The following is a 21,853-nucleotide window of genomic DNA, read 5'->3' as shown; positions in this document are numbered from 1 at the left end:
CGGTCGCCGGCCGCCTCGGGAGCCGGCACGGCCGGATCACCACGCACTCCGGCCTGTTTTCATCCATAAGATGTTCGCCGAGTGCACGGGCAAACGCGAGGAGTGAAGATTCCGCCCAGGGTGGAATGTGGTGAGCTTTTACCCTTAACTCCACGCACCGAAAAGGCTACCGCCCGCGAGCAGCGACACCGGACTGCAATATCAACAATCATGCCATGGTTCCGCCTTCATCACGATCAGGCCAATCACAACGAGCGATGAAGTGACCACAGAATTTGCCGTAACCGGAGCATCACCCCTGGTCAGGACTGTCCACTGCGGATCATGAGATTTCAGTGGACGAAATTTTCCAACTCTGTCCTAAGTGGAAAGAAAACACATTTGTGAGCCGAACTGATTCGGTCACGTATCGGGCCGAGAGCACGATGAAAGAAGACAACCCATCGGCGGTGATAAAGGGTGTAGCCCAATGACCCAATCGGGGGAACTGGGAACCGAGGTAGAACATGCGAAGATTTGCTGTGCTCGTCGTGACGGTATTATTGACGACCGTCTCGATCTTTGTACCGCCGGCGGCTTCCGCCGCCAAGACGACCATCCGGCCGGTGCAGACCTGCGCCGAGCTGGTGCGGACCTACGCCCTGCCGGACGCGGTCACCCACGTCACCGCGGCGACCGTGGTGCCCGCGACGGCGACCGAATCCGAAACCTGCAACGTCAGCGGCTACGTCGAACCGGCCGTGAACTTCCAGCTGAAGCTGCCGACGAAGACGTACGCGGGCCGGTACCTGCAGTACGGCTGTGGTGGCTTCTGCGGTTACATCGCCATCCCGGCGATGGCCGGGTGCGACCTGCCGCACGGCGGAGACGTCGCGGTCGCGGCCACCGACGGTGGCCACGTCGGCACCACCCCGTTCGCCTTCGACGACGGCAAATGGGCCGCGAACAGCCAAGCCGCCCGCGACGACTTCGCGTTCCGGGGGGCACACGTGGTGTCCCGTGCTTCCAAGCAGCTGATCACCACCTTCTACGGCGCCCCGCCGTCGAAGTCCTACTTCAGCGGCTGCGGGCGTGAAGCTCTTCTGCTGGCTCAGCGCTACCCGCACGACTTCAACGGCATCGTCACCGGCGCCCAGGCCGGCTACTGGGGTCCGCTCTTCGGCGTCTACCAGACCTGGCTGGCCCAGGCGAACACCGGCGCCGACGGCCAGCCCATCCTGACCAGGGACAAGCTCCCCGCACTGCACACCGCCGCGGTGTCCTCGTGCGACGGAGCCGACGGGCTCGTCGACGGCGCCATCGACGACCCCCGGATCTGCACCTTCGACCCCGCGACGCTCACCTGCCCGCCGGGAACCGACAACGCCGGCTGCCTCACCGCGGCCCAGGTCGCGGCGACCAAGAAGCTCTACGCCCCGCCGACCGACGAAACCGGCCGCAAGCTGTACCCGGGCGGCCAGACCGTCGGCTCCGAACTCGCCTGGGCCTGGGGCGACTGGGTCCTGCCCTCGCCGGAAACCGGCGGCGTCGCCTTCGCACGCTTGCTGGCCGACAGCTACCTGAAGTACATGGCCTACCCGCTCGGGACACCGCATTCGTCGGTCGACCAGTTCACCTTCACGGCCGCCGAATTCAACCGCCTCACCGCGGAAGGTGTCCGCTCCAACGCGATGTCGACCGACCTGAGCGAGTTCCGCCGCTCCGGCGGGAAGCTGATCCTCTGGCACGGCTGGGCGGACCAGGCGATCCCGACGGCCGGCACCCTCGACTACTACCAGCGGCTCACCCGCTCCTCCGGTGGCCCCGCCGCCACCCAGAGCTGGGCCCGGCTGTTCGTGGTCCCCGGCCTCTACCACTGCGGCAACAACGGCAACAAGCTCACCGAGTACAACCCGCTGCCCGGGTTGTTCAACTGGGTCGAACGCGGCGCCGCGCCGGACCGCACCATCGCCGTCGGCCGCGACGCCGCCGGCAACGTGGCCCGCACCCGTCCCGTGTTCCCGTACCCGGTGGTGGCCAAGTACGACGGGAGCGGAAGCATCGAAGACGCCGCGAACTTCGTCCCCGCGCCGCCGTCACGGCCCGTCGACGACATCGTGAGCTGGGCCGGGAACGACCTCTACGGCAGGCCCGGACCGATCGCGCCGTGAGGTAGCCGTGTCATGAAAAGGGGCTTTCCGGACGAACCTCGTCCGGAAAGCCCCTTCATTCCCCGGTTCTGCTTAGGATGAACTATGGCTATCGCGAAACCACCCATCGTGTCGGCAGCCGAATGGGCCGAGGCGCAGAAGTCCCTGACCCAGCAGGAGGAGTCCGTCGCGGCGGCGCTGGAGACCTTGATCGCCGCCCGCAAACGCATGCCGATGGTGCGCGTCGAGCAAAACTATTCGTTCGAGGGTCCGGACGGGAAGCTTTCCCTGGCCGACCTTTTCGAGGGTCGCAAGCAATTGATCTTGTACCGGTTCTTCTTCGAAGAGGGGGTGGACGGCTGGCCCGACGCCGGCTGCAGCGGCTGTTCCTCCTGGGTCGACGGTGTCGCCGACCTGAACCTCCTGCACGCCCGGGACATCACCTTCGCGATGGCGTCGCCGGCGCCGCTGGGCAACTTGCAGGCCTACGCCGAGCGGATGGGCTGGACGGACATTCCCTGGTACACGATTCGCTCCGAGTCGTTCACCGAAGACTTCGACGCGACGGAATGGTTCGCCCTGAACATGTTCCTGCGCGACGGGGACGACATCTACCGCACCTATTGCCTGAAGCACGGGCCCATGGTCAGCCAGATCGGCAGTGTGGCGAGCCTGTTCTCGTTGACACCGTACGGAGGCCAGGTAGAAGGCGAAGAGGTCCCCGACGGGTGGCCGCAGGAGGAATTCTCTTACTGGCTCCGGCCGCATGACGAGTTCGACGGGCCCGCGCCGGTAGCGCGCGAACAATAGGGGTAGACCGGCAATTTCACAAGTCGACGAGGTGCCGCCGATCCGGTGCGAAATCCATCGGATCGGCGGTTGACGCTTCCTAGGCGACGCAGAACTCGTTGCCCTCGGGATCCTGCATCATCACGTAGTCGAGGTTCTCCCCCGCGTGCGCCTCGCGGACCACCGTCGCCCCCGCGGCCACCAGCTCGGGCACCTTCGCACCGATCAGGCGGCCTCGCTCGGCCACGTCCCACGGACCCCGGCCCGCGACGCGGATGTCCAGGTGCAGGCGGTTCTTCACCGTCTTGCCCGCCGCCACCTTCACGAACCCGATCGTCGGGCCGACCCCCGCCGGGTCGACGATCGACGCGTTGTCGGGCTTGTCGAACCCCGGCTCCGGCACGTAACCCAGGGCCAGCGCCCAGAAATCGGCCGCTCGCGCAGGGTCTTCCGCGTCGCACACCAGCGTCCAGTAGGCAGCCATGACCTCACGTTACGGGACTTCGCGGCGGCAAAATTCTTCCGGAGTGGCATACCCTGACGCGATGGGTGGCCTCCAGGACCGGAGCGCTCGCGGACGACGTGGACCGGGGTGAAGGCCGCGCTCCTCGTGCTCGCCGCCGCCGGGCTCGGGGTGCTGATCCGGCTCGCGCCACGGTGGCTGCTCGACTGGGACCTCGCCGGCGCCACGACCGCCGATCGGGCGAAACCCGGCTGTACCAAGCGGATCTGCGGGACGCCGTGCTGGCCGAGGGCGCCGACCTCCGCGGGGCCGACCTGAGCCGGGCCGATCTCACCGGCGCACGGCTCGCCCGGGCCCGGTTGACGTACGCCGACCTGCGCGGGGCCGATCTCAGCGGAGCCGACCTGACCGGCGAGGGCGCCTACGCCGACGCCTGCACAGCCTGGCCGGCCGGCGTCACGAGCGGGCCGGACCTGCCGCCGATCCGTCCCCGTGACCACGACGAGGCGACGCGGCCCGCCGGCTAAGCGGATCTTGTTGTATTTCCGGGCCTTCTCCCGACTCATGTCACGGAGAGGTGGTGTCCGATGAACAGAGTGATCCCCTCGGTCGTCCTCGTGCTGGTGGCCGCCGCCTGTGGGCGTGCGCCCGAGCCCGGCTCGGCGCCGCTTTCCAGCACTTCCGTGGCCGCCGCGACCACCGCGACCAGCGCGGACGCCCTCACCGCCGGTCCCACGCCGACCTCGGTGAGCACGGCGTTGAGCACCACCGCCGTGAAGCCGACGCGCACCACCGCTCCGGCCACGACAACCGCGCGGCCACCGGCGGTCACGTCGAAACCGCCGCCGCCGCCGAAACCGCCGGACCGGTGGGTGCTCGGCGCCGCCGACCGGCGCAGCCTCGAGCAGCAGACCGGTCAGCCGTTCCCCGACTTCCAGGTGGACGACTTCTACCGCCGGATCTGCCCGGCGCACGACGTCTGCCTCAAGAACGCGTTCCAGGTCGACCCCGGCATCGGCCGGCAGGACGAGGACTGCGTCGTGGGCGATCACCTCATCCCGGACCCGCTGTTCGAAGGAGGCACCGTCACTTGGGTGGTCAACAACCCGTGCGACCCCGCCTGACCGCACGTCGCCTGGCCGGGCGGCCCACGCCGGGGGAAAACGAGGCGGCGCCGTCGCGGGCGCTCAAGGTGTTCAGCTCCATTCTGGCGCCGACCACCGTCCTGACGGCGCTCCTCTTCTACTTCGGGACGCAGCACGCCAACGCCTTCTACAAGTGGTTCGGGGTGCACTACTCGGTGCTCGGCTTTTCGGTCGCGGACTACCTGATCCGCGCCACCGACGGGATGCAGGTGCCGGTCACCGCGGTCGCCGCCACCGGGCTCGCCGTCCTCTGGGCGCACCGGCTGCTCGAGGCACGGCTGTCGCCGAGGGCGTGGCAGACGCTGCTGCGCCGGGCCGTGCCGGTGCTCGCGGTGGCCGGGGTCGGGCTGGTCGGGCTCGGCCTGACCGGCCTGGCCGCGCCCGCCCTGCTCTACCGGTTCCCCGGCCTGCCCGGGCTGTGCATCGCCGTCGGGTTCGTCTTCTTCCCGCTGGCCGACCGGATGCACCAGGCCCGCACCGGCCGCCGCGGCTCGGCGACGGCGGCCGTCGTGCAGTGGACGTTCACCTTCGTGCTGGTCACCGTCGGCTCGTTCTGGGCGGTCACGGACTACTCCGCCGCCCTCGGGGAACTGCGTGCCTACCAGTACGAGGTCGCCCTGCCGACGATGGCGGAAACCGTCGTGTTCAGCGGCAAGGACCTCGGCGTGCGGACGCGCGGGGTGCGGCTCACCCCGTGCGCGCCCGACGCCCAGTACCGCTTCCGCTACGACGGGCTCGTGCTGGTCCAGCAGGCCGGCGGGACGTCGCTGCTGCTGCCGCGCGAGTGGAACCGCACGGACGGCACGGCGATCGTGCTGCCGTCATCGGCCGACGTCCGCCTCGAGTTCGCGCCGGACGGCAGCACCCGCGACCACGTCTGCTAACCAGCGGGCCAGCGTCTTCGCGATCAGCTCCGGCTGGTCCTCCGGGGTGTGGTGGCCCGCCACCACCGGGTGGTGCACCACCTCCAGCGCCGCGAACTCCCGGGCACACCGGTCGATCATCGACGGGGTCAGCATCGTGCCGAAGCCCGGCTCGAAGGTGATCAGCAGTTTCGGCACCGCCGGGGTCGACGCCAGCCAGCGGCCGAACGCCTCGATCCGGGCGACCACCGGCGCCGGCTCGCCGCCCAGGGGCAACGAACGCGCCCACCGCAGCAGCGGGGCGTACGAATCCTCCGAGGTGTACGGCTCGCGGTACTCCGCCGGGAGCCCGCCGAAGAAGTCCGCGATCATCGCCTCACCGACCCCAGGGGTCTTGATCGCGCGGAACACCGCTGCCCCCTCGGGCGGGAACTCCTCCCACGTCATCGGCTTCAGGACGGCTTCGGTGAACGCCAGGCCGCGGACGCGCCCGGGGTGCCGTGACGCCCAGTCCGCCGCCAGCGCGCCGCCCCAGTCGTGGCCGACCAGGACCACGTCGTCCAGCTCCAGCGCGTCGAACCAGGCGTCCAGGTGACGCGCGTGGTCGTCGAAGGAGTACTCGATCGCCGGCTTGGGTGAGTCCCCCATCCCGATCAGGTCCGGGGCCAGCCGCCGGCCCGGCAGCGACGGCATCACGTTGCGCCACAAGCGGGACGACGTCGGGTTGCCGTGCAGGAACACCAGCGGCGAACCGGCGCCGTGCTCGCGATGGGCCAGGAGGTTCACTTGAACGCCCCCGCGAACCGCGACGCCCAGTCGGCGAACGGCCGCGGCGGGCGGCCCAGCACCTTTTCGACGTCGGGACTCACCCGCTGCTCCGCCGCCGTCGGCGCGCCGAGGATGTCCAGCGTTGCGTCCGCCACCTCGGGCGGCATGAAGCCGAGCATGACGGCGCGGGCTTCTTCACGTGTCTGCGAAACGAAATCGACCGGCTCTCCGAGTGCCTCGCCGATCGCCGCCGCCTGCTCGCGCGGGGTCACCGGCGCCGGGCCGGTCAGCTCGTACGTGTGACCCGCGTGGGAGGGGTCCAGCAGGGCCGCGGCCGCCACCGCCGCGATGTCCGCCGGGTCGAGCACCGGCAGCGCCACGTCGCCGAACGGCGCCGCGATCGTGCGCCGGGTCCGCACGCTTTCCGCCCACTGGAAGGCGTTCGACGCGAACCCGCCCGGCCGCAGCACCGTCCACTGCGGACTCCGACCGCGCACCGCCTCCTCGAACACCGCCGGATGCCGTCCCGTTCCGACCCCTTGGGAAGACAACAGCACCACCCGGGCGTCCCCGGCCAGCGCCAGCACCGGTTCCAGCGCACCCCGGAAGTCTCCCGGCACCAGCAGGAAGACCGCCGACGCTCCTTCGAACGCCGGACGCAGCGTTTCCGGCTCACTCAGATCCCCTTGCCGGGCAATCACTCCCGGCGACTCATCCACGATCCGGCGGGACACCGCCGTCACCTTTTCCCCGGCCGAAGCCAAAAGCCGCACCAGCGGTTGCCCGACGTTTCCCGTCGCTCCAGTCACTACGATCATGCGAGTGACGCTACCTTCCTCGGTATAGTAGATACCTAGAGGAAAGTATTGGACGGAGGCACCAAAAGTGACCAGGACCACTCCCTCGCCCGAGCTGGCCTGCCCGATCGCCCCGGTGGTCGACATCGTCTTCAGCCGGTGGACCACCCCGATCCTGTGGACGCTCAACGAGTACGGGCGGCAGCGGTTCGTGGAGCTGGAACGCCGCATCGCGACGATCAGCCCGAAGGTGCTCACCCAGCGGCTGCGGCAGCTGGAGCGTGACGGCCTCGTCGTGCGCACCTACCACGCCGAGGTCCCGCCGCGCGTGGAGTACGAGATCAGCGAGCTGGGCCGCAGCCTCGGCCCGCTCTTCGCGAGCCTCGCCGAGTGGTCACCCAACCTCGACCGGGTCGAAGCGGCCCGGCAGGCCTACGACACCCGCGGTTCATCGCGGTAGCCCGCTACCGCGAGAGGTCCAGATAGTCGAGGTTCGCCGGGCCGTCGGCGGTCGTCGCGGTGACGCGGATCGTGTGCGCTCCCGCGGCCAGGCTCACCGCCCTGGTGACCGTGCTCCACGTCGTCCACGCGCCCGTCGGCGGGAACGGCACCCCCGCGGCGACCACCGTGCCGTCGACCGACACGTCCACCGGGCGCGCGGCCGCCGTGCCGTTCGCGTAGCCGAACGTCAGCGCCGTCGCCGGTCCGGTCACCTGCCATTCGACGGAGCTGCCGACGGCGTTGGCGCCGTTCGCGAAGCCCGTCCCCGAATAACCCGCGTGGTTCGAGTCGACCGTGCCGCCCGCCGAGAGTGTCGCGGATTCGGCTTCGTAGCGCGTGCCGCCACTGGAGGAAACGCGGTAAAGCACCGTCGCGTGCGAAGGCACCGACGCGCTGATCGTGCCCGTGGTGGTCCGGGTTCCCTTGCTCCACAAGTCTTTCAGCGTGTACGACGGCGCAGCGCCGATCCCGGTCGCCGACGCGGTGGTGCTGATCGTCGCCGTCGACGCGGTTTCGTTGGACAGCGCCACTGCGCGGTCCCCGTTGGCCAAGACCTTGCTGTAGACGACCAGCCCGGCGTTCGCGCTCAGCACGGTCGCCTGCTTGCCCAGCGGATCCTGGTCGAGCGCGATCACGTCGGTGTTCTTCAGGATCGCGAAGTCGTCCTCGGAGACCTTCCGCAGGTCGCTGCCGATCAACAGCGGCGCCGCCATCATCGCCCAGAGGCCGAAGTGCGTGCGGTACTCCGCCGTGGTCATCCCGCCGTTGCCGACCTCCAGCATGTCCGGGTCGTTCCAGTGGCCGGGGCCGGCGTACTGCGCGAGGCCGCGGTTGGCCTGCGCCTTGCCGATCATGCTCGACCACTTGTCGGAGATGTCGCCGGTGGTGCGCCACAGGTTCCCGACCGGCGCGGCCCAGGTCCACGGCTGGTTCTGGCCCCACTCGCAGATCGAGTACGCGATCGGGCGGCCGGACTTCGCGAGGGCGTCCCGCATCGCCTTGTACCGCTGCTGCGCGTCGACCCCCTGGTTGTTGCAGTTGTCGTACTTCAGGTAGTCGACACCCCAGGAGGCGAACAGGTTGGCGTCCTGTTGCTCGTGGCCCAGCCCGCCGGGGAAGCCGGCCTTGTTGCAGGTCTTCGTACCCGCGCTGGTGTAGATGCCGAACTTCAGGCCCTTGCCGTGGACGTAGTCCGCGAGGGACTTGATGCCGTGCGGGAAGCGCGCCGGATCGGGCACCAGGTCACCCGCCGAGTTGCGCGACGGGAGCGCCCAGCAGTCGTCGATGTTGACGTAGGTGTATCCGACGTCTTTGAGCCCCTTGCTCACGAAGAGGTCGGCGATGCCCTTGATCATCCCCTCGGTGAAGTCAGCCTTGCACTGGGTGGAGTTCCAGTTGTTGAAGCCCATCGGCGGGACGCGCAACAACCCGTTTTCCAGGGCGAGCGCTGCGGGTGAGGATAGGACGAGACCGCTGGCCGCGAGTGCGAGGGCGGCCAGCGCGCTCGCGAATCGCCGAGACAAGGACATGCGTACTCCCGGTGGAGACATCGGAGGTCTACCCCGGTTAGTAAAGAGTCCTGTCTAACGGCGAGTCAAGGGATCGCGTATCAGATATGAAATCCGGTTTCCGCTGGCCGGGACCGTCACTCCCCTTCGACCTGGCGCGCCGTGGCCATCGCGCGTTCGGTCTCCCAGTACGCCCGCATCGACCGGATCAGCCCGTCCTCACCGACGCGGTAGACGAACACGCCGTCGGTGTCGACGCGGTGGCCGCCCGGCAGGTAGGTCGTGATCGTCCCGACGTTCGCCACCTCGTCACCCGCGGCGTGCGAGTCGCGGATGATGAACTCGAAGCGCTCGACGTTGCCGATCGTCATGTCCCAGAACGCGCTGATCCCCTCGGGGCCGTGGTGTCCCTTGCCCTCGGCGTCGAACATCGACGGCCCGACGGGATCTTCGACAACGGCGTCCGGCGCGAACAGCGCCAGCCAGGCGTCCTTGTCCCCCGCCGTCACCGCGGTCATCGAAGCGAACGCCGCGCGCCGCGCCGGCGGCTGCTCCTTCTCGGTGTCCCAGCTGACCTGCACACCCATGCCCGTCACTCCTCGAACTTGGTGATGATCTCGGCCCCGAACTTGTGGATCGCTTCGAGCTTCGGCTCGACCGGCGCGTCGAACCCGACCCCGTCGAACACCCACGGCATGGTGATGATGTCGGTGACACCGGCCTCGGCCTGCTCGCGATAACCGTCGAGGCCGAACTTGTCGATGCAGACGGCCTGGTACTCGAAGGGGTCGTCGGCGCGGCCGCGTTCGGCGAGCAGTTCCTTCAGGCGGGTGATCGTGTCGCGCAGTTCGTCGAGCTTCATCATCGCCGACGACCAGCCGTCGGCGACGCGGGCGGCGCGGCGCAGCGCGACGTCGGTGTGGCCGCCGATGTAGAACGGCACCCGCTTCGGCGGCGCCGGGCTCATCTGGATCTTGTCGAAGTCGTAGAACTCGCCGTGGTACTCGACCATGCCGCCGTCGAGGATCAGCCGGAGGACGTCGATGGCCTCGTCGACACGCTTGCCGCGCCGCTCGAACGGCACTCCGCAGTACTCGAACTCCTGCGGCAGCCAGCCGACACCGAGCCCGAGGCCGAAGCGACCGCCGGTGAGCACCGACGCGGAGCCGACCTGGCGCGCCAGCAGCACCGGGTTGCGCGAGCCGAGCTTCAGCACCGACGTGTAGAACTCGATGCGGCTGGTGACCGCGCCCATGGCCGCGGTCGCGACCAGCGGGTCCACCCAGGGGGTGTCCGCGGTCCAGAACCGGCTGCCGTCGGGGGTGTACGGGTAGTCCGTGTCCACCGTCTCGGCGTAGAAGAGCGAGTCCGGCAGGGCGATGGAGGCGAAACCGGCCTCTTCGGCGGCCCGGGCGAGCTCGCCCAGCTGATCGAGGGGGTTCATCGCGATCGACAGGGTGAACTTCATAGCACTGAACTATAACGTGTTCTAGTTTCTTCGGCCAGGTGGCACGGTGTGCCGGATCACTTACCGGGAACCCTCCGCGTAACGTCCGCGTTGTCCGAATCAAAGGTGGCTTCCCGCCACCGAGTCCCGAACATCTGGGAGTGGTCCATGGGCACCGCGATCTTCCTGATCGTGCTCGTCGTCGTGATCGTCGCCGGCGGTCTCTACTTCTCGCGGCAGCGCGCCGCGGCCAGGCAACGCGAGCTCGACGACGCCAAGGCCGACGCCCGGCGCCTGGTCGAGCGGCTCGGCGGGCAGGTCCTGAACCTCAACGGCAACGACACCGCGTCGATGCAGGCGATGGCCGACGCGAGCGAGCGCTACAACGCGGCCGGTTCGCAGATGGAACAGGCGACCACCATCGAGCAGGCCCGGCTGGTCAAGGACACCGCCGTCGAAGGCCTCTACTACGTCCGCGCCGCGCGGGTCGCGATGGGCATGGACCCCGGACCGCAGCTGCCGGAGGAGGCCGAGCGCGAGCGCGCCGGCAAGGTCACCGAGCGCCGCGACGTGGACGTCGAGGGCCAGCACTACGCCGCGTCCCCGGACGCCGGCCAGGACACGCCGTACTACTACCCCGGCGGCCGTGTGGCCGGGCGGCCGGTGCCGCAGGGCTGGTACAGCGAGCCGTGGTGGAAGCCCGCGCTCGTCGCGGGCGCCTGGGGCCTCGGGTCGATGTTCCTGTTCAGCGCGATGTTCTCCGGCATGGGCGGCATCGCCAGCGCCGGCGCCTGGGAGTCCGGCTACGACGCGGGCCAACAGGACGCCCTCGAGTCCGGCGACGCGGGCGGCGGCGACGGTGGTGGTGACGGCGGCGGCGACATGGGCGGCGGCGACGGTGGCGGCGACTGGGGCGGCGGCGGGTTCGACGGCGGCGGCTTCGACGGTGGAGGTTTCGACGGCGGCGGCTTCGACTTCTGAGGCCCGCTTCAAACGCCCCAATGTGGCGTTGGGTGCATCTGACGCACCGAACGCCACATTGGGTGCGCTGGACGCAACCAACGCCACATTGGGGCGCTCGGGGTCAGGCCGGCTGGCAGGTGGGGCACCAGTAGAGGTTGCGGCCCACCAGCTCCGAGTTCGCCACCGGCGTCCCGCACACCAGGCACGGGTCGCCGGCGCGGCGGTAGACATACACCTCGCCGCCGTGGCGGTCGACACGCGCGGCGCGGCCCATCGCCTCCGGCAGGTGCTCGGGGCGGACCGTGTCGATGCGGCCGACACGCACGCCGTCGCGCATCAACGTCACCAGGTCGGCCCACATGTCGTCCCACAGCGCCCGGTCCAGCGCGCGCCCCGGGGTGAGCGGGGCGACGCCGTGGCGGAACAGCACCTCGGCGCGGTAGACGTTGCCGACACCCGCCAGCACCGCCTGGTCCATCAGCAGCGCGGCGATCGAGACCTTCGAGCGTGAGACGCGCGCCCAGGCCAGCTCGGGTTTTGCGTCGCGGCGCAGCGGATCCGGTCCCAGCCGGGCTTTGATCGCGTCGGCCTGCGCGACGTCGAGCAGCTCGCAGCGGGTGGGCCCGCGCAGGTCCGTCCAATGTGTCCGGCCGGCCAGCCGCAGCCGGACCTGGCCCACCGGCTCCGGCGCGGGCAGCGGCGCCTCGGCGAAGGTGCCGTAGAGACCCAGGTGGATGTGCACGATCCCGGGCGGGCCGTAGTCGTGGAACAGGTGCTTGCCGTACGCCTCCGCGCCGGCGAGCACCTGACCGTCCAAACGGGACGCTTCGGCGGCGAACCGGCCCTGCGGGCTGCTCACCGCGACCGGGGCGCCGGCGAACCGGCGTTTGTGCAGCCGCGCGAGCCGGTGGAGGGTGTGCCCCTCGGGCATCAGGCCTCCGGCAGCGGCGGCGGGGTCCCGGTGCGCTCGTAGTCCAGCAGCTGCTGGACGCGGCGGGCGTGCCGATCCTCCGGCGAAACCTCGGTCGCCAGGAACGCCTCGACGATCTCGGTGGCCTGCTCGACGGTGTGCATCCGGGCGCCGACGCCGATCAGCTGGGCGTGGTTGTGCTCACGGCACAGCTGGGCGGTCTCGACGCTCCAGGCCAGGCCGGCCCGCGCGCCGGGCACCTTGTTCGCGGCGATCTGCTCGCCGTTGCCCGAGCCGCCGACGACGATGCCACGGCTGCCTTCGTCGGCCACCACGCGCAACGCCGTCTCGACGCAGAAGGCCGGGTAGTCGTCGGCCGCGTCGTAGACCTGCGGACCGATGTCGGTGACGTCGTGGCCCTGCTTCTCCAGGTGAGCCACCAGGTGGTTCTTCAGCTCGAAACCGGCATGGTCGGATCCCAAGTAGACACGCACGGCTGGGAGTCTGCCACCACGGCCCATTTCGGGCATGCTCCGGGGGTGGGGATCTGGGAGCAGTCGGGGTACGACGTCCGGCTCGACTGGGGTGGCGAAGGTGTCGCCGCGCTCGGCCGGGAGTGCGCCGTGCTGGTGGTCGTCGACGTGCTTTCCTTCAGCACCACCACCGATCTCGTGGTCGGCCGCGGCGGCCGCGTGCTGCCGGTGCGGTGGCGCGACGAGCGCGGCGTGGCGCAGGCGCGGGCGGCCGGCGCGGTGATCGCGGGTGAAGGCGCGTTCACCCTCAGGCCGTCGTCTGTGACGGAAATCCCGCCGGGGACGCTGCTGGCGCTCCCCTCGCCCAACGGCGCGACGCTGTGCGAAGCCGCCGCGGCGACCGGCGCCCGGGTCCTCGCCGGCTGCCTGCGCAACGCCTCCGCCGTCGCCGCGAAGGCCCGCGAACTGGGCGGCCCGGTTGGGCTGATCGCCGCCGGGGAACGCTGGGGCGTGAACATCTTCGGCCACGGTGACACGTTCGGGCCGCTGCGGCCGTGTGTCGAGGACCAGGTGGGCGCCGGTGCGCTCGCCGCGGCACTCGCCGAGCACGGCTTGACGCTGTCCCCCGAAGCCGCGCTCGCCGCCCGATCGGTCGACGTCACGGCCCTGGCGAGCTGCGTGTCCGGGCGCGAGCTGACCGAATCGGGTCACGGCGGGGACGTGACGCTGGCCGCGCAGCTCGACGTGAGCGATGCTGCTCCCGTACTGAGCGAAGGAGTACTGGCATGAGCGGGCGCTGGATCGAAGTCGCCGACGGTGTGCACGCACGCCGCTACGCGGAGCTGGACCTGACCGTCGGCCTGGTGGTGGGCGCCGACCGCTGCCTGGTCGTCGACACGCGCGGCGACCTCGAGCAGGGCGCCGAGCTGGCGGCGGCGGTCCGCGAGCTGACCCCGCTGCCCTGGTCGGTCGTGTACACGCACGCGCACTTCGACCACACCTGGGGCACCGAGCGGTTCGGGCCCTGCCCGGTCTGGGCGCACGAGGGCTGCCGCGCCGAGCTGACCGAGGACCCGGAAGGCGCGCGCGCCACCTGGATCGCCCACTACCGCAAACAGGGCAAGACGGAGACTGCCGACGCCATCGCGCGCACCACGTTCGTCGTGCCCGACCACCTGTTCACCGACCGGACCGAGCTCGACCTCGGCGGCCGGACGGCCGTCCTGCTGCACCCCGGCCGGGCGCACACCGACCACGACGTGATCGTGCACGTGCCCGACGCGGGCGTGGTCTTCGCGGGGGACATCGTCGAGAACGCCGAGCACGGCTTCAGCGAGTTCTCGTTCAGCTCCGAGTCGGACCTGACCGCCTGGCCGGACACGTTCGACACGATCCTCGCGCTCGAGCCCCGGGTGATCGTGCCCGGCCACGGCGAGCCCGTCGACGCCGACTTCGTCCGCTACCACCGCCACGGCCTGCACGAGCTGATCGCGCTCAAGGCCGGGGTCGGGCGCGGCGAGACGACCGAGGAGGCCGCCGTGGCAGCTTCGCGCTACCCCGGCGACGTCACCTTGGCCGCCCTCGCGACGCCTTGAAGGAGACTCAGTCGAAGTTGAGCTCGCCCGACCGGGTGCGCTTGAGCTCGAAGAAGTCCGGGTAGCTCGACAGCGCGACCGCGCCGTCGAACACCTTCAGCGCGTCCTCGCCCCGCGGGATCGAGCTGAGCACCGGGCCGAAGAACGCCACGCCGTCGATGTGGATCGTCGGGGTGCCGACGTCCATGCCGACCGGGTCCATGCCCTCGTGGTGGCTCTTCTTCAGCGCCTCGTCGAACTCGGTCTTGTCCGCGGCCTCGTAGAGCTCGGCCGGCGCGCCGATCGCGGCCAGGGACTCCTTGATCACCGCGTCGCGGTCCTTGTTGCCCTCGTTGTGGTAGCGCGTGCCGAACTCGGTGTAGTAGTCCCGCAGCGCCTTTTCGCCGTTGAGCTGGGCGAGCGCGACGGCCACGCGGACCGGGCCCCAGCCCTGGGCCAGCAGCTCCTTGTACTGCTCGGGCAGCTCGTCGCGGCCCTCGTTCAGCACCGAAAGGCTCATGATCCGGAAGTTGAGGTCGAGGTTGCGGTGCTTCTCCACCTCGAGGATCCAGCGCGAGGTGATCCAGGCGAACGGGCAGATCGGGTCGAAGTAGAAATCGACCTTGGTGGGCTGCTCGGCAGCGGTCATCGAGTACTCCTGTGCGAAATCTGGTCCGGTCCGGGAGCGGGCACACCCCCACACAGCGGGCCAACACCCGGGGACGCAGGCTTGTTCCCTTGTCGCCCGCCACCCCGTGCCCATGATTGGATGCGGGGAGTTGAAAACCGATACCACGACCCAGAGGTGCCTGTGCCCGCCCCCAACCTGACCCGCGACCAAGCCAAGCTGCGCGCGGATCTGCTCGAAGTCACGCACTACGACATCGAGCTCGATCTGACCGACGGCCACGGCGGACCCGGGGAGAAGACCTTCGCGTCGACGACGACCGTCCGGTTCGCGAGCGCCAAGGCCGGCGAACAGACCTGGGTCGACCTCGTCGCCGACCGCGTGCACTCCGCCACGCTGAACGGCGCGGACGTCGACATCAGTGCCTACGTCGAAGACAAGGGCATCGCGCTGGCGGACCTGGCCGAGACGAACGAGCTCACGGTCACCGCCGACTGCCGCTACATGAACACCGGCGAGGGCCTGCACCGGTTCGTCGACCCGGTCGACGACAGCGTCTACCTGTACACCCAGTTCGAAACCGCGGACGCGAAGCGGATGTTCGCCTGCTTCGACCAGCCCGACCTGAAGTCGGTCTACCGGCTCACCGTGATCGCGCCGCGGGACTGGAAGGTCATCGCGAACACCGTGGCGGAGTCCGCCGAGGAGACGCCCGAAGGCGCCGTCCGCACGGTGTTCAAGGAGTCCGAGCGGCTCTCGACCTACCTGGTCGCGCTGATCGCCGGGCCGTACGCCGAGTGGCGTGACGAGTACACCGACGAGCACAAGACGATCCCGCTGGGCCTCTACTGCCGCGCTTCGCTGGCCGAGCACATGGACGCCGAGCGGCTGTTCACCGAGACCAAGCAGGGTTTCGGCTTCTACCACGAGAAGTTCGGCACGCCCTACCCGTTCTCCAAGTACGACCAGCTGTTCGTGCCGGAGTTCAACGCGGGCGCGATGGAGAACGCCGGCGCCGTCACCTTCCTCGAGGACTACGTCTTCCGCAGCCGCGTCACCCGCTACGCCTACGAGCGGCGCGCCGAGACGCTGCTGCACGAGATGGCGCACATGTGGTTCGGCGACCTGGTCACCATGCGCTGGTGGGACGACCTGTGGCTGAACGAGTCGTTCGCGACCTTCGCGAGCGTGCTGGCCCAGGCCGAGGCGACCGAGTACAAGAACGCGTGGACCAGCTTCGCGAACATCGAGAAGTCGTGGGCCTACCGGCAGGACCAGCTGCCCTCGACACACCCGATCGCCGCGGACATCGTCGACCTGCACGCGGTCGAGGTGAACTTCGACGGCATCACCTACGCCAAGGGCGCGAGCGTGCTCAAGCAGCTCGTCGCCTACGTCGGGCTGGAGCACTTCCTCGACGGCCTGAAGGTGTACTTCGGCAAGCACGCCTGGGGCAACGCGACGCTGGCCGACCTGCTGGGCGCGCTGGAGGAGGCGTCCGGGCGTGACCTGTCGTGGTGGAGCGCGCAGTGGCTCGAGACCACCGGGCTGAACTCGCTGAGCCCGCGCTACGAGGTCGGCGCGGACGGCAAGTTCACGTCGTTCGCCGTGGTGCAGTCCGGCGCCAAGCCGGGCGCCGGTGAGCTGCGGACGCACCGCGTCGCCGTCGGCATCTACGACGAGGACGGCAGCGGCAAGATCGTCCGGACCCACCGCGTCGAGCTGGACGTCGACGGCGAGCGCACCGAGGTGCCGGACCTGGTCGGCCGGGCGGCGGGCAAGCTCGTGCTGGTCAACGACGACGACCTGACCTACTGCACGATGCGGCTCGACCCGGCGTCGCTGACCACGCTGATCGACCGTGTCGCCGACATCACCGAATCGCTGCCGCGGACGCTGTGCTGGTCGGCGGCGTGGGAGATGACCCGCGAAGCCGAGCTGAAGGCCCGCGACTTCGTCACGCTGGTGCAGCGCGGCATCCACACCGAGAGCGAGGTCGGTGTTGTCCAGCGGCTGCTGCTGCAGGCGCAGACCGCGCTGAACTCCTACGCCGAGCAGGAGTGGGCGGCGTCGACCGGCTGGCCCGCGTTCACCGCACGGCTGCTGGAGCTGGCCCGCGGCGCCGAGCCGGGCTCGGACCACCAGCTGGCGTTCGTGAACTCGCTGTCCGGTTCGGTGCTGGACCAGGCCACGGTGGCCGTGCTCAGCGGCTGGCTGGACGGCTCCGCGCCGCTCGAGGGCCTGACGGTCGACACCGACCTGCGCTGGCGGCTGCTGCACGCCCTGGTCGCGCACGGCCAGGCGGACGGCGAGCAGATCGACGCCGAGCTGGCCCGCGACAACACCGCCACCGGCCGCCGCCAGGCGGAGCGCGCCCGCGCCCTGCGCCCGACGGAGGAGGCCAAGGCGGACGCGTGGCAGCGCGCGGTGCACGACGACGAGCTGCCCAACGCGGTCAGCGACTCGCTCATCTCGGGCTTCTCGCACCCGGGTCAGAAGGCGCTGCTCGGCTCGTACGTGGCCAAGTACTTCGAGGTCATCGACGAGGTGTGGCAGCGGCGCTCCAGCGAGCGCGCGCAGCCGATGGCGATCGGGCTGTACCCGTCGTGGGCGGTGGCCCCGGACACGGTGACGGCGTCCGACGAGTGGCTGGCGGGCGAGCACCCGCAAGCCCTGCGGCGGCTGGTGTCGGAGGGCCGGGCGGGGATCGTCCGCGCCCTCGCGGCCCGGGACTTCGACGCCCAGGCCTGACGCGGTTCCGCCCCGGCGGCGGCTCGTGCTCCGGCACGGGCCGCCGCCGGTTCGCTAAGGTGGGTGCCGGCGGGTGCAGCGTCGGAACGCCCGTCCGATCCGGTCCGTGGCGCACTCCTCGAGGAGTCGCCATGATCACGTTCGCCGGGATGAGCCTGCCGGTCGCCAGCCTCGACCGCTCGGTCCCCTTCTACGTCTCGCTCGGGTTCACCGTCGAGGTCCGCACCGACCGCTTCGTCCTCCTGCGCCTGGGCGCCGGCACTCTTGGGCTGCTGGAGCTGGGCCCGGTCGTCAGCCAGGAGGACGAGCGAGTGCGGCGGCTGCGCACGTTCGTACAGGTCGAGCTGCTGGCCGACGACCTCGACGAGCTGTACGCCGAGTTCGTGGCCCGCGGTGTCGAGGTGGCCGGGCCGCCGCGCGACCGCGGTTTCGAGCGGCAGCTGCAGCTGCGCGACCCGGACGGCTTCACCGTCGAGTTCGCCGACCACAGCCCCCGCTGAAGCACCCCAATGTGGCGTTGGGTGCATCCAACGCACCCAATGTGGCGTTCGGTGCGTCCAACGCACCCAACGCCACATTGGGGCGTTCGAGACCGGCGCCGGACGTGAAAGAGCCCCGCACCTGCTCGAGGTGCGGGGCTCTTCGAGTCTGCGTCAGCGGGGCGCGGGGCCCGCCTGATCGGACAGCATGCGCAGCGCGTTCGCCAGGCCGTTGACCAGCCCGCGGACCAGGTCGCCTTCCTTGAAGGACGCCACCATGCTCGCCACCGCCAGCTTGGCGCCGCGGTCGGGCAGGCGCTGGTAGGCCAGCTTGCCCGTGACGATCTCGATCTTGCGCTCGCCGGGCGAGACCGCGATCAGGACCGCGTTCGCCGGGTCCGCCGTTGTCGCGTGCAGCTTCTCCGCCGTCGACCGGCTGTCCTCGCCGAGCTCGCCGAGGTACAGGCTGAAGTCCAGCCCGGTCTCGCGGCTCGCGAAGGTCAGGGCCTCGTCGAGGCGGGCCAGCTGGCGGGTGGTGAAGGGGCCTGCCGGCGCGACGGGCTCGTACATCTTCGCCGCGGAACGGCGGCCGCTGCCGGTGATCACCTCGCCGTAGGCCAGCTCGGACTCGTCGACGCGCTTGGTCAGCTCACCAGTTGCCACGAGCGCCTCCGGCCGCGGTCGGGGCGCCCTCGGGCGCGCTGTTCTCGGCACCGGCGTGCCGGTGCCCCTCGCCGACCCCTTCGGGGTTGGCGCTCCACCACATGGCCGGGTAGTCCCAGGCCTGGCCGGACCGGTGCCGCGGGGCACCGCCGGACCTGCGCCGGAGCGTCAGCAGCCCGGCGAGGCCGTAAATGGCCAGCGGGATCACGGCGAAGACCACGATCGTCTCGACAACGTTCACGGCGCTGAGCGTATCGGATGACCTCCACGACCACCGCGCGCGCCGCACTCGACCGTTCGTCGTAAGCCGGGTGCCGTCCGCCGCTTGCCTCGCGGCCACTGGAACGTTGGGGCGAAGACCGTCGGGCCGAAAGGTTGCAACTCAACGTACAGGCGGCCGCACCCGCCGCTGTCGTCTTGTTGTTGCCTTGAAATCCTCGTAGCTTTTTCACCTGTACGGGCCTTGCGCCCCGCTCCCCAGCCCCAGCAGGTAACGCACCGGTCCCAGGAGGCCTTGCCATGAACAGCGTCGACACCCCCGCACAGGCGATCACCGAGACCATCTCGTCACCCAGCGACATCGAATTCGTGCCCGGAACGCGTGTGACGGCGGGCACAAGGGTTACCCGCGGTACACGCGTCACTCGCGGTACACGGGTCACGGCGGGAACGCGCGTCACCATGGGCACCCGGGTGACGAACGGGACGCGGGTCACGCGAGGCACCCGGGTCACCCGTGGCACGCGGGTCACGATGGGCACGCGAGTGACGGCCGGCACGCGCGTCACCGGTGGCACCCGCGTCACGCGAGGCACCCGGGTCACCCGCGGCACGCGCGTCACCATGGGCACCCGCGTCACCTGCCAGAGCGACTACGCGCTGGCCGCCTGACCCGGCACTCCAGGCTCACCTGCGTTACCTGAGCGCACCGCGCGCACACCCGGCTCGCCCCGGCCGCCGCAAGGCAGCCGGGGCGCCGGCATGTCCGGGCCCCGCTCGTCCGGCAGACCTCAGGCGGCGGAGCCGAGATACGGCCGCCAGAGCGGGTCGGCCTCCTTGGAGTGTGCGAGCAGCCGCCAGTGCGGGCCGTGGGGCGCCCGCGGGACGACGCGCAGCCGCCAGTTGATCTCCGAGAGCAGCCGGTCCGCCTTGCGGTGGTTGCACTTGGCGCAGCAGGCGACGCAGTTCGTCCAGCTGTGCGGTCCGCCACGGCTGCGCGGGATGACGTGGTCGATCGTCTCGGCCCGCCCTCCGCAGTACGCGCAGCGGTACCGGTCGCGGTGCATCAGCCCGGCGCGGGTCAGCGGCACCTGGGCCCGGTACGGCACCCGCACGTACGTGCTGAGCCGGATCACCGAGGGCACGGGCAGCGACACCGTCGCCGCGTGCAACTCGATGCCACCGGGATCACCGTGCACCACTTCGGCCTTGCCGCACATCACCAGCACCACGGCCCGCCGCAGCGGCAGCGCGGTCAGCGGCTCGAACGTGGCATTGAGCAGGAGCACCCGGCGTCGGCCCCACGAGGGGGCGGCCGGATCCCGGCCTCTACTACGCTGTCCGGGCGGGCGGGTAACTCCCCCTGGGCGGTTCCCCGGCCCGGCCGGAACGGCTCCGCCGGATGCGGAACCCCCCGGATAGGCGCGCAGAACCACCTCTGGCGTCTCTTCGGCCATGGCTTGGCCGGAGACACCGCGGGGGCTGGGTTGTCGGTCTGGCACTCGACCACCTCCAGGGGCGTAGGCATAGTCGACCACAGAACTGGCCCCCAGCGCACGTGTGTTACAAGACGTGTCACATCCGCGCGACCCAACATCCACTCGAAGTTGGGATGACCGACCTGATCGGAAGGATGATCGAACTCCCGTGTCCCCTTTGTTCACCGCCGCGACGCCTTGCATCACCGACGCCAGCACGTGGTGTTACCAGGTGTTCCGGGCCACGAACAACGAGTGGCTGGCCGGCTCGGCGAACTGGCTGCTGACCAAGCCGCTGAAGATCCTGATGATCATCGTGATCGCGTTCGCCGTGCGACTGCTGATCAGACGGATGATCAACCGCATCACGACGCTCCCGAAGTCGAACGGGAAGCTCCCCGCGCTGCTGCGCCCCCTGCGTGAGCGCGCCCCCGAGGTGCTGGGCTCCGCCGTGATCGAACGGCGCCGCCAGCGCGCGCAGACCATCGGCTCGGTGCTCAAGTCGATGGCGACGTTCCTCGTCTACGGCCTCGCGTTCATCCTCGTGCTGGGCGAGCTGGGGCTGAACCTGGGCCCGATCATCGCGTCGGCCGGCATCATCGGCGTCGCGATCGGGTTCGGCGCGCAGAACCTGGTGAAGGACTTCCTGTCCGGCATCTTCATGATGGTCGAGGACCAGTACGGCGTCGGCGACGTCGTGGACGTCGGCGAGGCGACCGGCACCGTCGAGGCGGTCGGCCTGCGGATCACCACGCTGCGCGACATGAAGGGCACCGTCTGGTACGTCCGCAACGGCGAGGTGCTGCGCGTCGGCAACTCGAGCCAGGGCTTCGCGGTCGCGCTCGTCGACGTCCCGCTCGGGTACACCGCCGACGTCGAGCGCGCGTCCACCGTGCTCATGGAGGCCGCGTCCATCGCCACCGAGAGCGAGGCGCTCCGGGCCAACGTGCTGGAGCCGCCCGAGATGCTGGGTGTGGAAAGTGTCACACCGGAAGGCATCCAGCTGCGCCTGACCGTGAAGGTGCGCCCGGGCAAGCAGTGGGCGGTCCAGCGCGCGCTGCGGGGCCAGCTGCTGGCGGCCCTGGAAGAGGCCGGCTTCGAGCCGCCGCTCGGCCGCTTGTTCCCGAGCGCGACCCCAGCGATCGAAAAGTAGCGGCCGGGGTCGCGGGTGCCGAGCGCACTCGCGACCCGGGCCGGGGCCGGCCCCGCCGTTACGCTGGGAAACGGGTTCGCGACCATCCGCCGACGGGTGGGACCGGCGTCGGGAACCCCGCACCCGAAGGGCAAAATGGAAGGCGTGTCTGC

At 70.2% G+C, this 21,853-nt stretch carries 26 protein-coding genes; 14 read left to right on the top strand and 12 right to left on the bottom strand.

The window, feature by feature from the left end:
* Positions 1-506: 506 nt before the first annotated feature.
* Positions 507-2,150 (top strand): tannase/feruloyl esterase family alpha/beta hydrolase, encoded by a 1,644-nt coding sequence (locus ACIA5G_RS23960; RefSeq protein ID WP_395926755.1) that lies wholly within the window; start codon positions 507-509, stop codon positions 2,148-2,150.
* Between the two features lie 84 nt (positions 2,151-2,234).
* Entirely contained in the window at positions 2,235-2,939 is a 705-nt protein-coding gene (locus ACIA5G_RS23955; RefSeq protein ID WP_395926753.1) for a DUF899 family protein, read from the top strand.
* Between the two features lie 79 nt (positions 2,940-3,018).
* Here the strand turns inward: ACIA5G_RS23955 and ACIA5G_RS23950 are convergent, their stop codons facing one another.
* A complete protein-coding gene (locus tag ACIA5G_RS23950; protein WP_395926751.1) occupies positions 3,019-3,402 on the bottom strand; it encodes a VOC family protein in 384 nt (127 codons plus the stop codon).
* A gap of 108 nt (positions 3,403-3,510) precedes the next feature.
* Here ACIA5G_RS23950 and ACIA5G_RS23945 point away from each other — a divergent pair, with 108 nt between their 5' ends.
* From ACIA5G_RS23945 to ACIA5G_RS23930, 4 genes are read left to right on the top strand one after another with little or no spacing between them, the layout of a single operon-like run.
* A complete protein-coding gene (locus ACIA5G_RS23945; protein WP_395926749.1) occupies positions 3,511-3,699 on the top strand; it encodes a hypothetical protein in 189 nt (62 codons plus the stop codon).
* Positions 3,660-3,908, top strand: a complete 249-nt coding sequence (locus ACIA5G_RS23940) for a pentapeptide repeat-containing protein (RefSeq protein ID WP_395926747.1) — start codon at positions 3,660-3,662, stop codon at positions 3,906-3,908. Before ACIA5G_RS23945 ends, ACIA5G_RS23940 begins: the two co-directional genes overlap by 40 nt.
* 60 nt (positions 3,909-3,968) lie before the next feature.
* Positions 3,969-4,505 carry a hypothetical protein gene (locus ACIA5G_RS23935; protein ID WP_395926745.1) on the top strand — a complete coding sequence of 179 codons (537 nt, stop codon included), beginning with the start codon at positions 3,969-3,971 and terminating at the stop codon, positions 4,503-4,505.
* Positions 4,490-5,410, top strand: a complete 921-nt coding sequence (locus ACIA5G_RS23930) for a hypothetical protein (protein WP_395926742.1) — start codon at positions 4,490-4,492, stop codon at positions 5,408-5,410. The genes ACIA5G_RS23935 and ACIA5G_RS23930 overlap by 16 nt, the downstream gene beginning before the upstream one ends.
* On the opposite strand, the gene ACIA5G_RS23925 is transcribed toward ACIA5G_RS23930, so the two are convergent.
* Together ACIA5G_RS23925 and ACIA5G_RS23920 are read right to left on the bottom strand one after the other, a co-directional pair.
* Positions 5,348-6,175: an alpha/beta fold hydrolase gene (locus tag ACIA5G_RS23925; protein ID WP_395926740.1), complete on the bottom strand. Its 828-nt coding sequence runs from the start codon at positions 6,173-6,175 to the stop codon at positions 5,348-5,350. The two genes, ACIA5G_RS23930 and ACIA5G_RS23925, sit on opposite strands and share 63 nt — an antisense overlap.
* Positions 6,172-6,975, bottom strand: coding sequence for an NAD(P)H-binding protein (locus ACIA5G_RS23920; RefSeq protein WP_395926738.1), 804 nt, complete (start codon positions 6,973-6,975; stop codon positions 6,172-6,174). The genes ACIA5G_RS23925 and ACIA5G_RS23920 overlap by 4 nt, the downstream gene beginning before the upstream one ends.
* Positions 6,976-7,042: 67 nt before the next feature.
* Here ACIA5G_RS23920 and ACIA5G_RS23915 point away from each other — a divergent pair, with 67 nt between their 5' ends.
* Positions 7,043-7,414, top strand: coding sequence for a winged helix-turn-helix transcriptional regulator (locus tag ACIA5G_RS23915; RefSeq protein WP_395926736.1), 372 nt, complete (start codon positions 7,043-7,045; stop codon positions 7,412-7,414).
* 4 nt (positions 7,415-7,418) lie between these two features.
* On the opposite strand, the gene ACIA5G_RS23910 is transcribed toward ACIA5G_RS23915, so the two are convergent.
* The 3 genes from ACIA5G_RS23910 to ACIA5G_RS23900 form a co-directional block, all read right to left on the bottom strand.
* Positions 7,419-8,984, bottom strand: coding sequence for a carbohydrate-binding protein (locus tag ACIA5G_RS23910; RefSeq protein ID WP_395926734.1), 1,566 nt, complete (start codon positions 8,982-8,984; stop codon positions 7,419-7,421).
* A gap of 116 nt (positions 8,985-9,100) precedes the next feature.
* Complete coding sequence (locus ACIA5G_RS23905; RefSeq protein WP_395926732.1) at positions 9,101-9,550, bottom strand: nuclear transport factor 2 family protein; 450 nt, start codon at positions 9,548-9,550, stop codon at positions 9,101-9,103.
* A gap of 5 nt (positions 9,551-9,555) precedes the next feature.
* Positions 9,556-10,431: an LLM class F420-dependent oxidoreductase gene (locus ACIA5G_RS23900; RefSeq protein ID WP_395926730.1), complete on the bottom strand. Its 876-nt coding sequence runs from the start codon at positions 10,429-10,431 to the stop codon at positions 9,556-9,558.
* Between the two features lie 147 nt (positions 10,432-10,578).
* Here ACIA5G_RS23900 and ACIA5G_RS23895 point away from each other — a divergent pair, with 147 nt between their 5' ends.
* The gene (locus ACIA5G_RS23895; RefSeq protein ID WP_395926728.1) at positions 10,579-11,391 is read left to right on the top strand and encodes a hypothetical protein; all 813 of its coding nucleotides are present in this window, start codon (positions 10,579-10,581) and stop codon (positions 11,389-11,391) included.
* 103 nt (positions 11,392-11,494) lie between these two features.
* On the opposite strand, the gene ACIA5G_RS23890 is transcribed toward ACIA5G_RS23895, so the two are convergent.
* Both ACIA5G_RS23890 and ACIA5G_RS23885 read right to left on the bottom strand, forming a co-directional pair.
* Entirely contained in the window at positions 11,495-12,304 is an 810-nt protein-coding gene (locus ACIA5G_RS23890; protein WP_395926726.1) for an Fpg/Nei family DNA glycosylase, read from the bottom strand.
* Positions 12,304-12,777 (bottom strand): ribose-5-phosphate isomerase, encoded by a 474-nt coding sequence (locus ACIA5G_RS23885; RefSeq protein ID WP_395926724.1) that lies wholly within the window; start codon positions 12,775-12,777, stop codon positions 12,304-12,306. The genes ACIA5G_RS23890 and ACIA5G_RS23885 overlap by 1 nt, the downstream gene beginning before the upstream one ends.
* A gap of 45 nt (positions 12,778-12,822) precedes the next feature.
* Between ACIA5G_RS23885 and ACIA5G_RS23880 the strand changes: the two genes are divergently transcribed.
* Both ACIA5G_RS23880 and ACIA5G_RS23875 read left to right on the top strand, forming a co-directional pair.
* Positions 12,823-13,545: a 2-phosphosulfolactate phosphatase gene (locus ACIA5G_RS23880; RefSeq protein ID WP_395926721.1), complete on the top strand. Its 723-nt coding sequence runs from the start codon at positions 12,823-12,825 to the stop codon at positions 13,543-13,545.
* The gene (locus ACIA5G_RS23875) at positions 13,542-14,351 is read left to right on the top strand and encodes an MBL fold metallo-hydrolase (RefSeq protein WP_395926719.1); all 810 of its coding nucleotides are present in this window, start codon (positions 13,542-13,544) and stop codon (positions 14,349-14,351) included. Before ACIA5G_RS23880 ends, ACIA5G_RS23875 begins: the two co-directional genes overlap by 4 nt.
* A 7-nt stretch (positions 14,352-14,358) precedes the next feature.
* Here the strand turns inward: ACIA5G_RS23875 and ACIA5G_RS23870 are convergent, their stop codons facing one another.
* Positions 14,359-14,979, bottom strand: a complete 621-nt coding sequence (locus ACIA5G_RS23870) for a DsbA family protein (RefSeq protein ID WP_395926716.1) — start codon at positions 14,977-14,979, stop codon at positions 14,359-14,361.
* Between the two features lie 162 nt (positions 14,980-15,141).
* Here ACIA5G_RS23870 and pepN point away from each other — a divergent pair, with 162 nt between their 5' ends.
* Both pepN and ACIA5G_RS23860 read left to right on the top strand, forming a co-directional pair.
* On the top strand, positions 15,142-17,709 hold the full coding sequence (gene pepN, locus ACIA5G_RS23865) for an aminopeptidase N (RefSeq protein WP_395926714.1): 2,568 nt from the start codon (positions 15,142-15,144) through the stop codon (positions 17,707-17,709).
* Positions 17,710-17,840: 131 nt separating this feature from the next.
* Entirely contained in the window at positions 17,841-18,209 is a 369-nt protein-coding gene (locus tag ACIA5G_RS23860) for a VOC family protein (RefSeq protein ID WP_395926712.1), read from the top strand.
* A 153-nt stretch (positions 18,210-18,362) separates the two neighbouring features.
* On the opposite strand, the gene ACIA5G_RS23855 is transcribed toward ACIA5G_RS23860, so the two are convergent.
* Together ACIA5G_RS23855 and ACIA5G_RS23850 are read right to left on the bottom strand one after the other, a co-directional pair.
* Positions 18,363-18,851: a DUF5130 family protein gene (locus ACIA5G_RS23855; RefSeq protein WP_395926710.1), complete on the bottom strand. Its 489-nt coding sequence runs from the start codon at positions 18,849-18,851 to the stop codon at positions 18,363-18,365.
* Positions 18,838-19,092 (bottom strand): hypothetical protein, encoded by a 255-nt coding sequence (locus ACIA5G_RS23850; protein ID WP_395926708.1) that lies wholly within the window; start codon positions 19,090-19,092, stop codon positions 18,838-18,840. Before ACIA5G_RS23850 ends, ACIA5G_RS23855 begins: the two co-directional genes overlap by 14 nt.
* A 278-nt stretch (positions 19,093-19,370) precedes the next feature.
* On the opposite strand from ACIA5G_RS23850, the gene ACIA5G_RS23845 reads away from it, so the two are divergent.
* Positions 19,371-19,742, top strand: a complete 372-nt coding sequence (locus ACIA5G_RS23845; protein ID WP_395926706.1) for a hypothetical protein — start codon at positions 19,371-19,373, stop codon at positions 19,740-19,742.
* A 119-nt stretch (positions 19,743-19,861) separates the two neighbouring features.
* On the opposite strand, the gene ACIA5G_RS23840 is transcribed toward ACIA5G_RS23845, so the two are convergent.
* Positions 19,862-20,359, bottom strand: a complete 498-nt coding sequence (locus tag ACIA5G_RS23840) for an HNH endonuclease (RefSeq protein ID WP_395926704.1) — start codon at positions 20,357-20,359, stop codon at positions 19,862-19,864.
* Between the two features lie 358 nt (positions 20,360-20,717).
* Here ACIA5G_RS23840 and ACIA5G_RS23835 point away from each other — a divergent pair, with 358 nt between their 5' ends.
* Entirely contained in the window at positions 20,718-21,701 is a 984-nt protein-coding gene (locus ACIA5G_RS23835; RefSeq protein WP_395926702.1) for a mechanosensitive ion channel family protein, read from the top strand.
* Positions 21,702-21,853 lie beyond the last annotated feature (152 nt).

Source organism: Amycolatopsis sp. NPDC051758, from assembly GCF_044453095.1.
In the GTDB taxonomy this organism is placed as follows: Bacteria; Actinomycetota; Actinomycetes; order Mycobacteriales; family Pseudonocardiaceae; genus Amycolatopsis.
The sequence above is the reverse complement of the archived record's forward strand: the minus strand, read 5'-3'. Positions and strand labels throughout refer to the sequence as shown.

Bases quoted from the DNA above. Each gene is read 5' to 3' on its own strand.
- ACIA5G_RS23960 (WP_395926755.1), top strand. From the start codon at position 507: ATGCGAAGATTTGCTGTGCTCGTCGTGACGGTATTATTGACGACCGTC.
- ACIA5G_RS23955 (WP_395926753.1), top strand. From the start codon at position 2,235: ATGGCTATCGCGAAACCACCCATCGTGTCGGCAGCCGAATGGGCCGAG.
- ACIA5G_RS23950 (WP_395926751.1), bottom strand. From the start codon at position 3,402: ATGGCTGCCTACTGGACGCTGGTGTGCGACGCGGAAGACCCTGCGCGA.
- ACIA5G_RS23935 (WP_395926745.1), top strand. From the start codon at position 3,969: ATGAACAGAGTGATCCCCTCGGTCGTCCTCGTGCTGGTGGCCGCCGCC.
- ACIA5G_RS23920 (WP_395926738.1), bottom strand. From the start codon at position 6,975: ATGATCGTAGTGACTGGAGCGACGGGAAACGTCGGGCAACCGCTGGTG.
- ACIA5G_RS23910 (WP_395926734.1), bottom strand. From the start codon at position 8,984: ATGTCCTTGTCTCGGCGATTCGCGAGCGCGCTGGCCGCCCTCGCACTC.
- ACIA5G_RS23905 (WP_395926732.1), bottom strand. From the start codon at position 9,550: ATGGGTGTGCAGGTCAGCTGGGACACCGAGAAGGAGCAGCCGCCGGCG.
- ACIA5G_RS23900 (WP_395926730.1), bottom strand. From the start codon at position 10,431: ATGAAGTTCACCCTGTCGATCGCGATGAACCCCCTCGATCAGCTGGGC.
- ACIA5G_RS23895 (WP_395926728.1), top strand. From the start codon at position 10,579: ATGGGCACCGCGATCTTCCTGATCGTGCTCGTCGTCGTGATCGTCGCC.
- ACIA5G_RS23890 (WP_395926726.1), bottom strand. From the start codon at position 12,304: ATGCCCGAGGGGCACACCCTCCACCGGCTCGCGCGGCTGCACAAACGC.
- ACIA5G_RS23875 (WP_395926719.1), top strand. From the start codon at position 13,542: ATGAGCGGGCGCTGGATCGAAGTCGCCGACGGTGTGCACGCACGCCGC.
- ACIA5G_RS23870 (WP_395926716.1), bottom strand. From the start codon at position 14,979: ATGACCGCTGCCGAGCAGCCCACCAAGGTCGATTTCTACTTCGACCCG.
- ACIA5G_RS23860 (WP_395926712.1), top strand. From the start codon at position 17,841: ATGATCACGTTCGCCGGGATGAGCCTGCCGGTCGCCAGCCTCGACCGC.
- ACIA5G_RS23845 (WP_395926706.1), top strand. From the start codon at position 19,371: ATGAACAGCGTCGACACCCCCGCACAGGCGATCACCGAGACCATCTCG.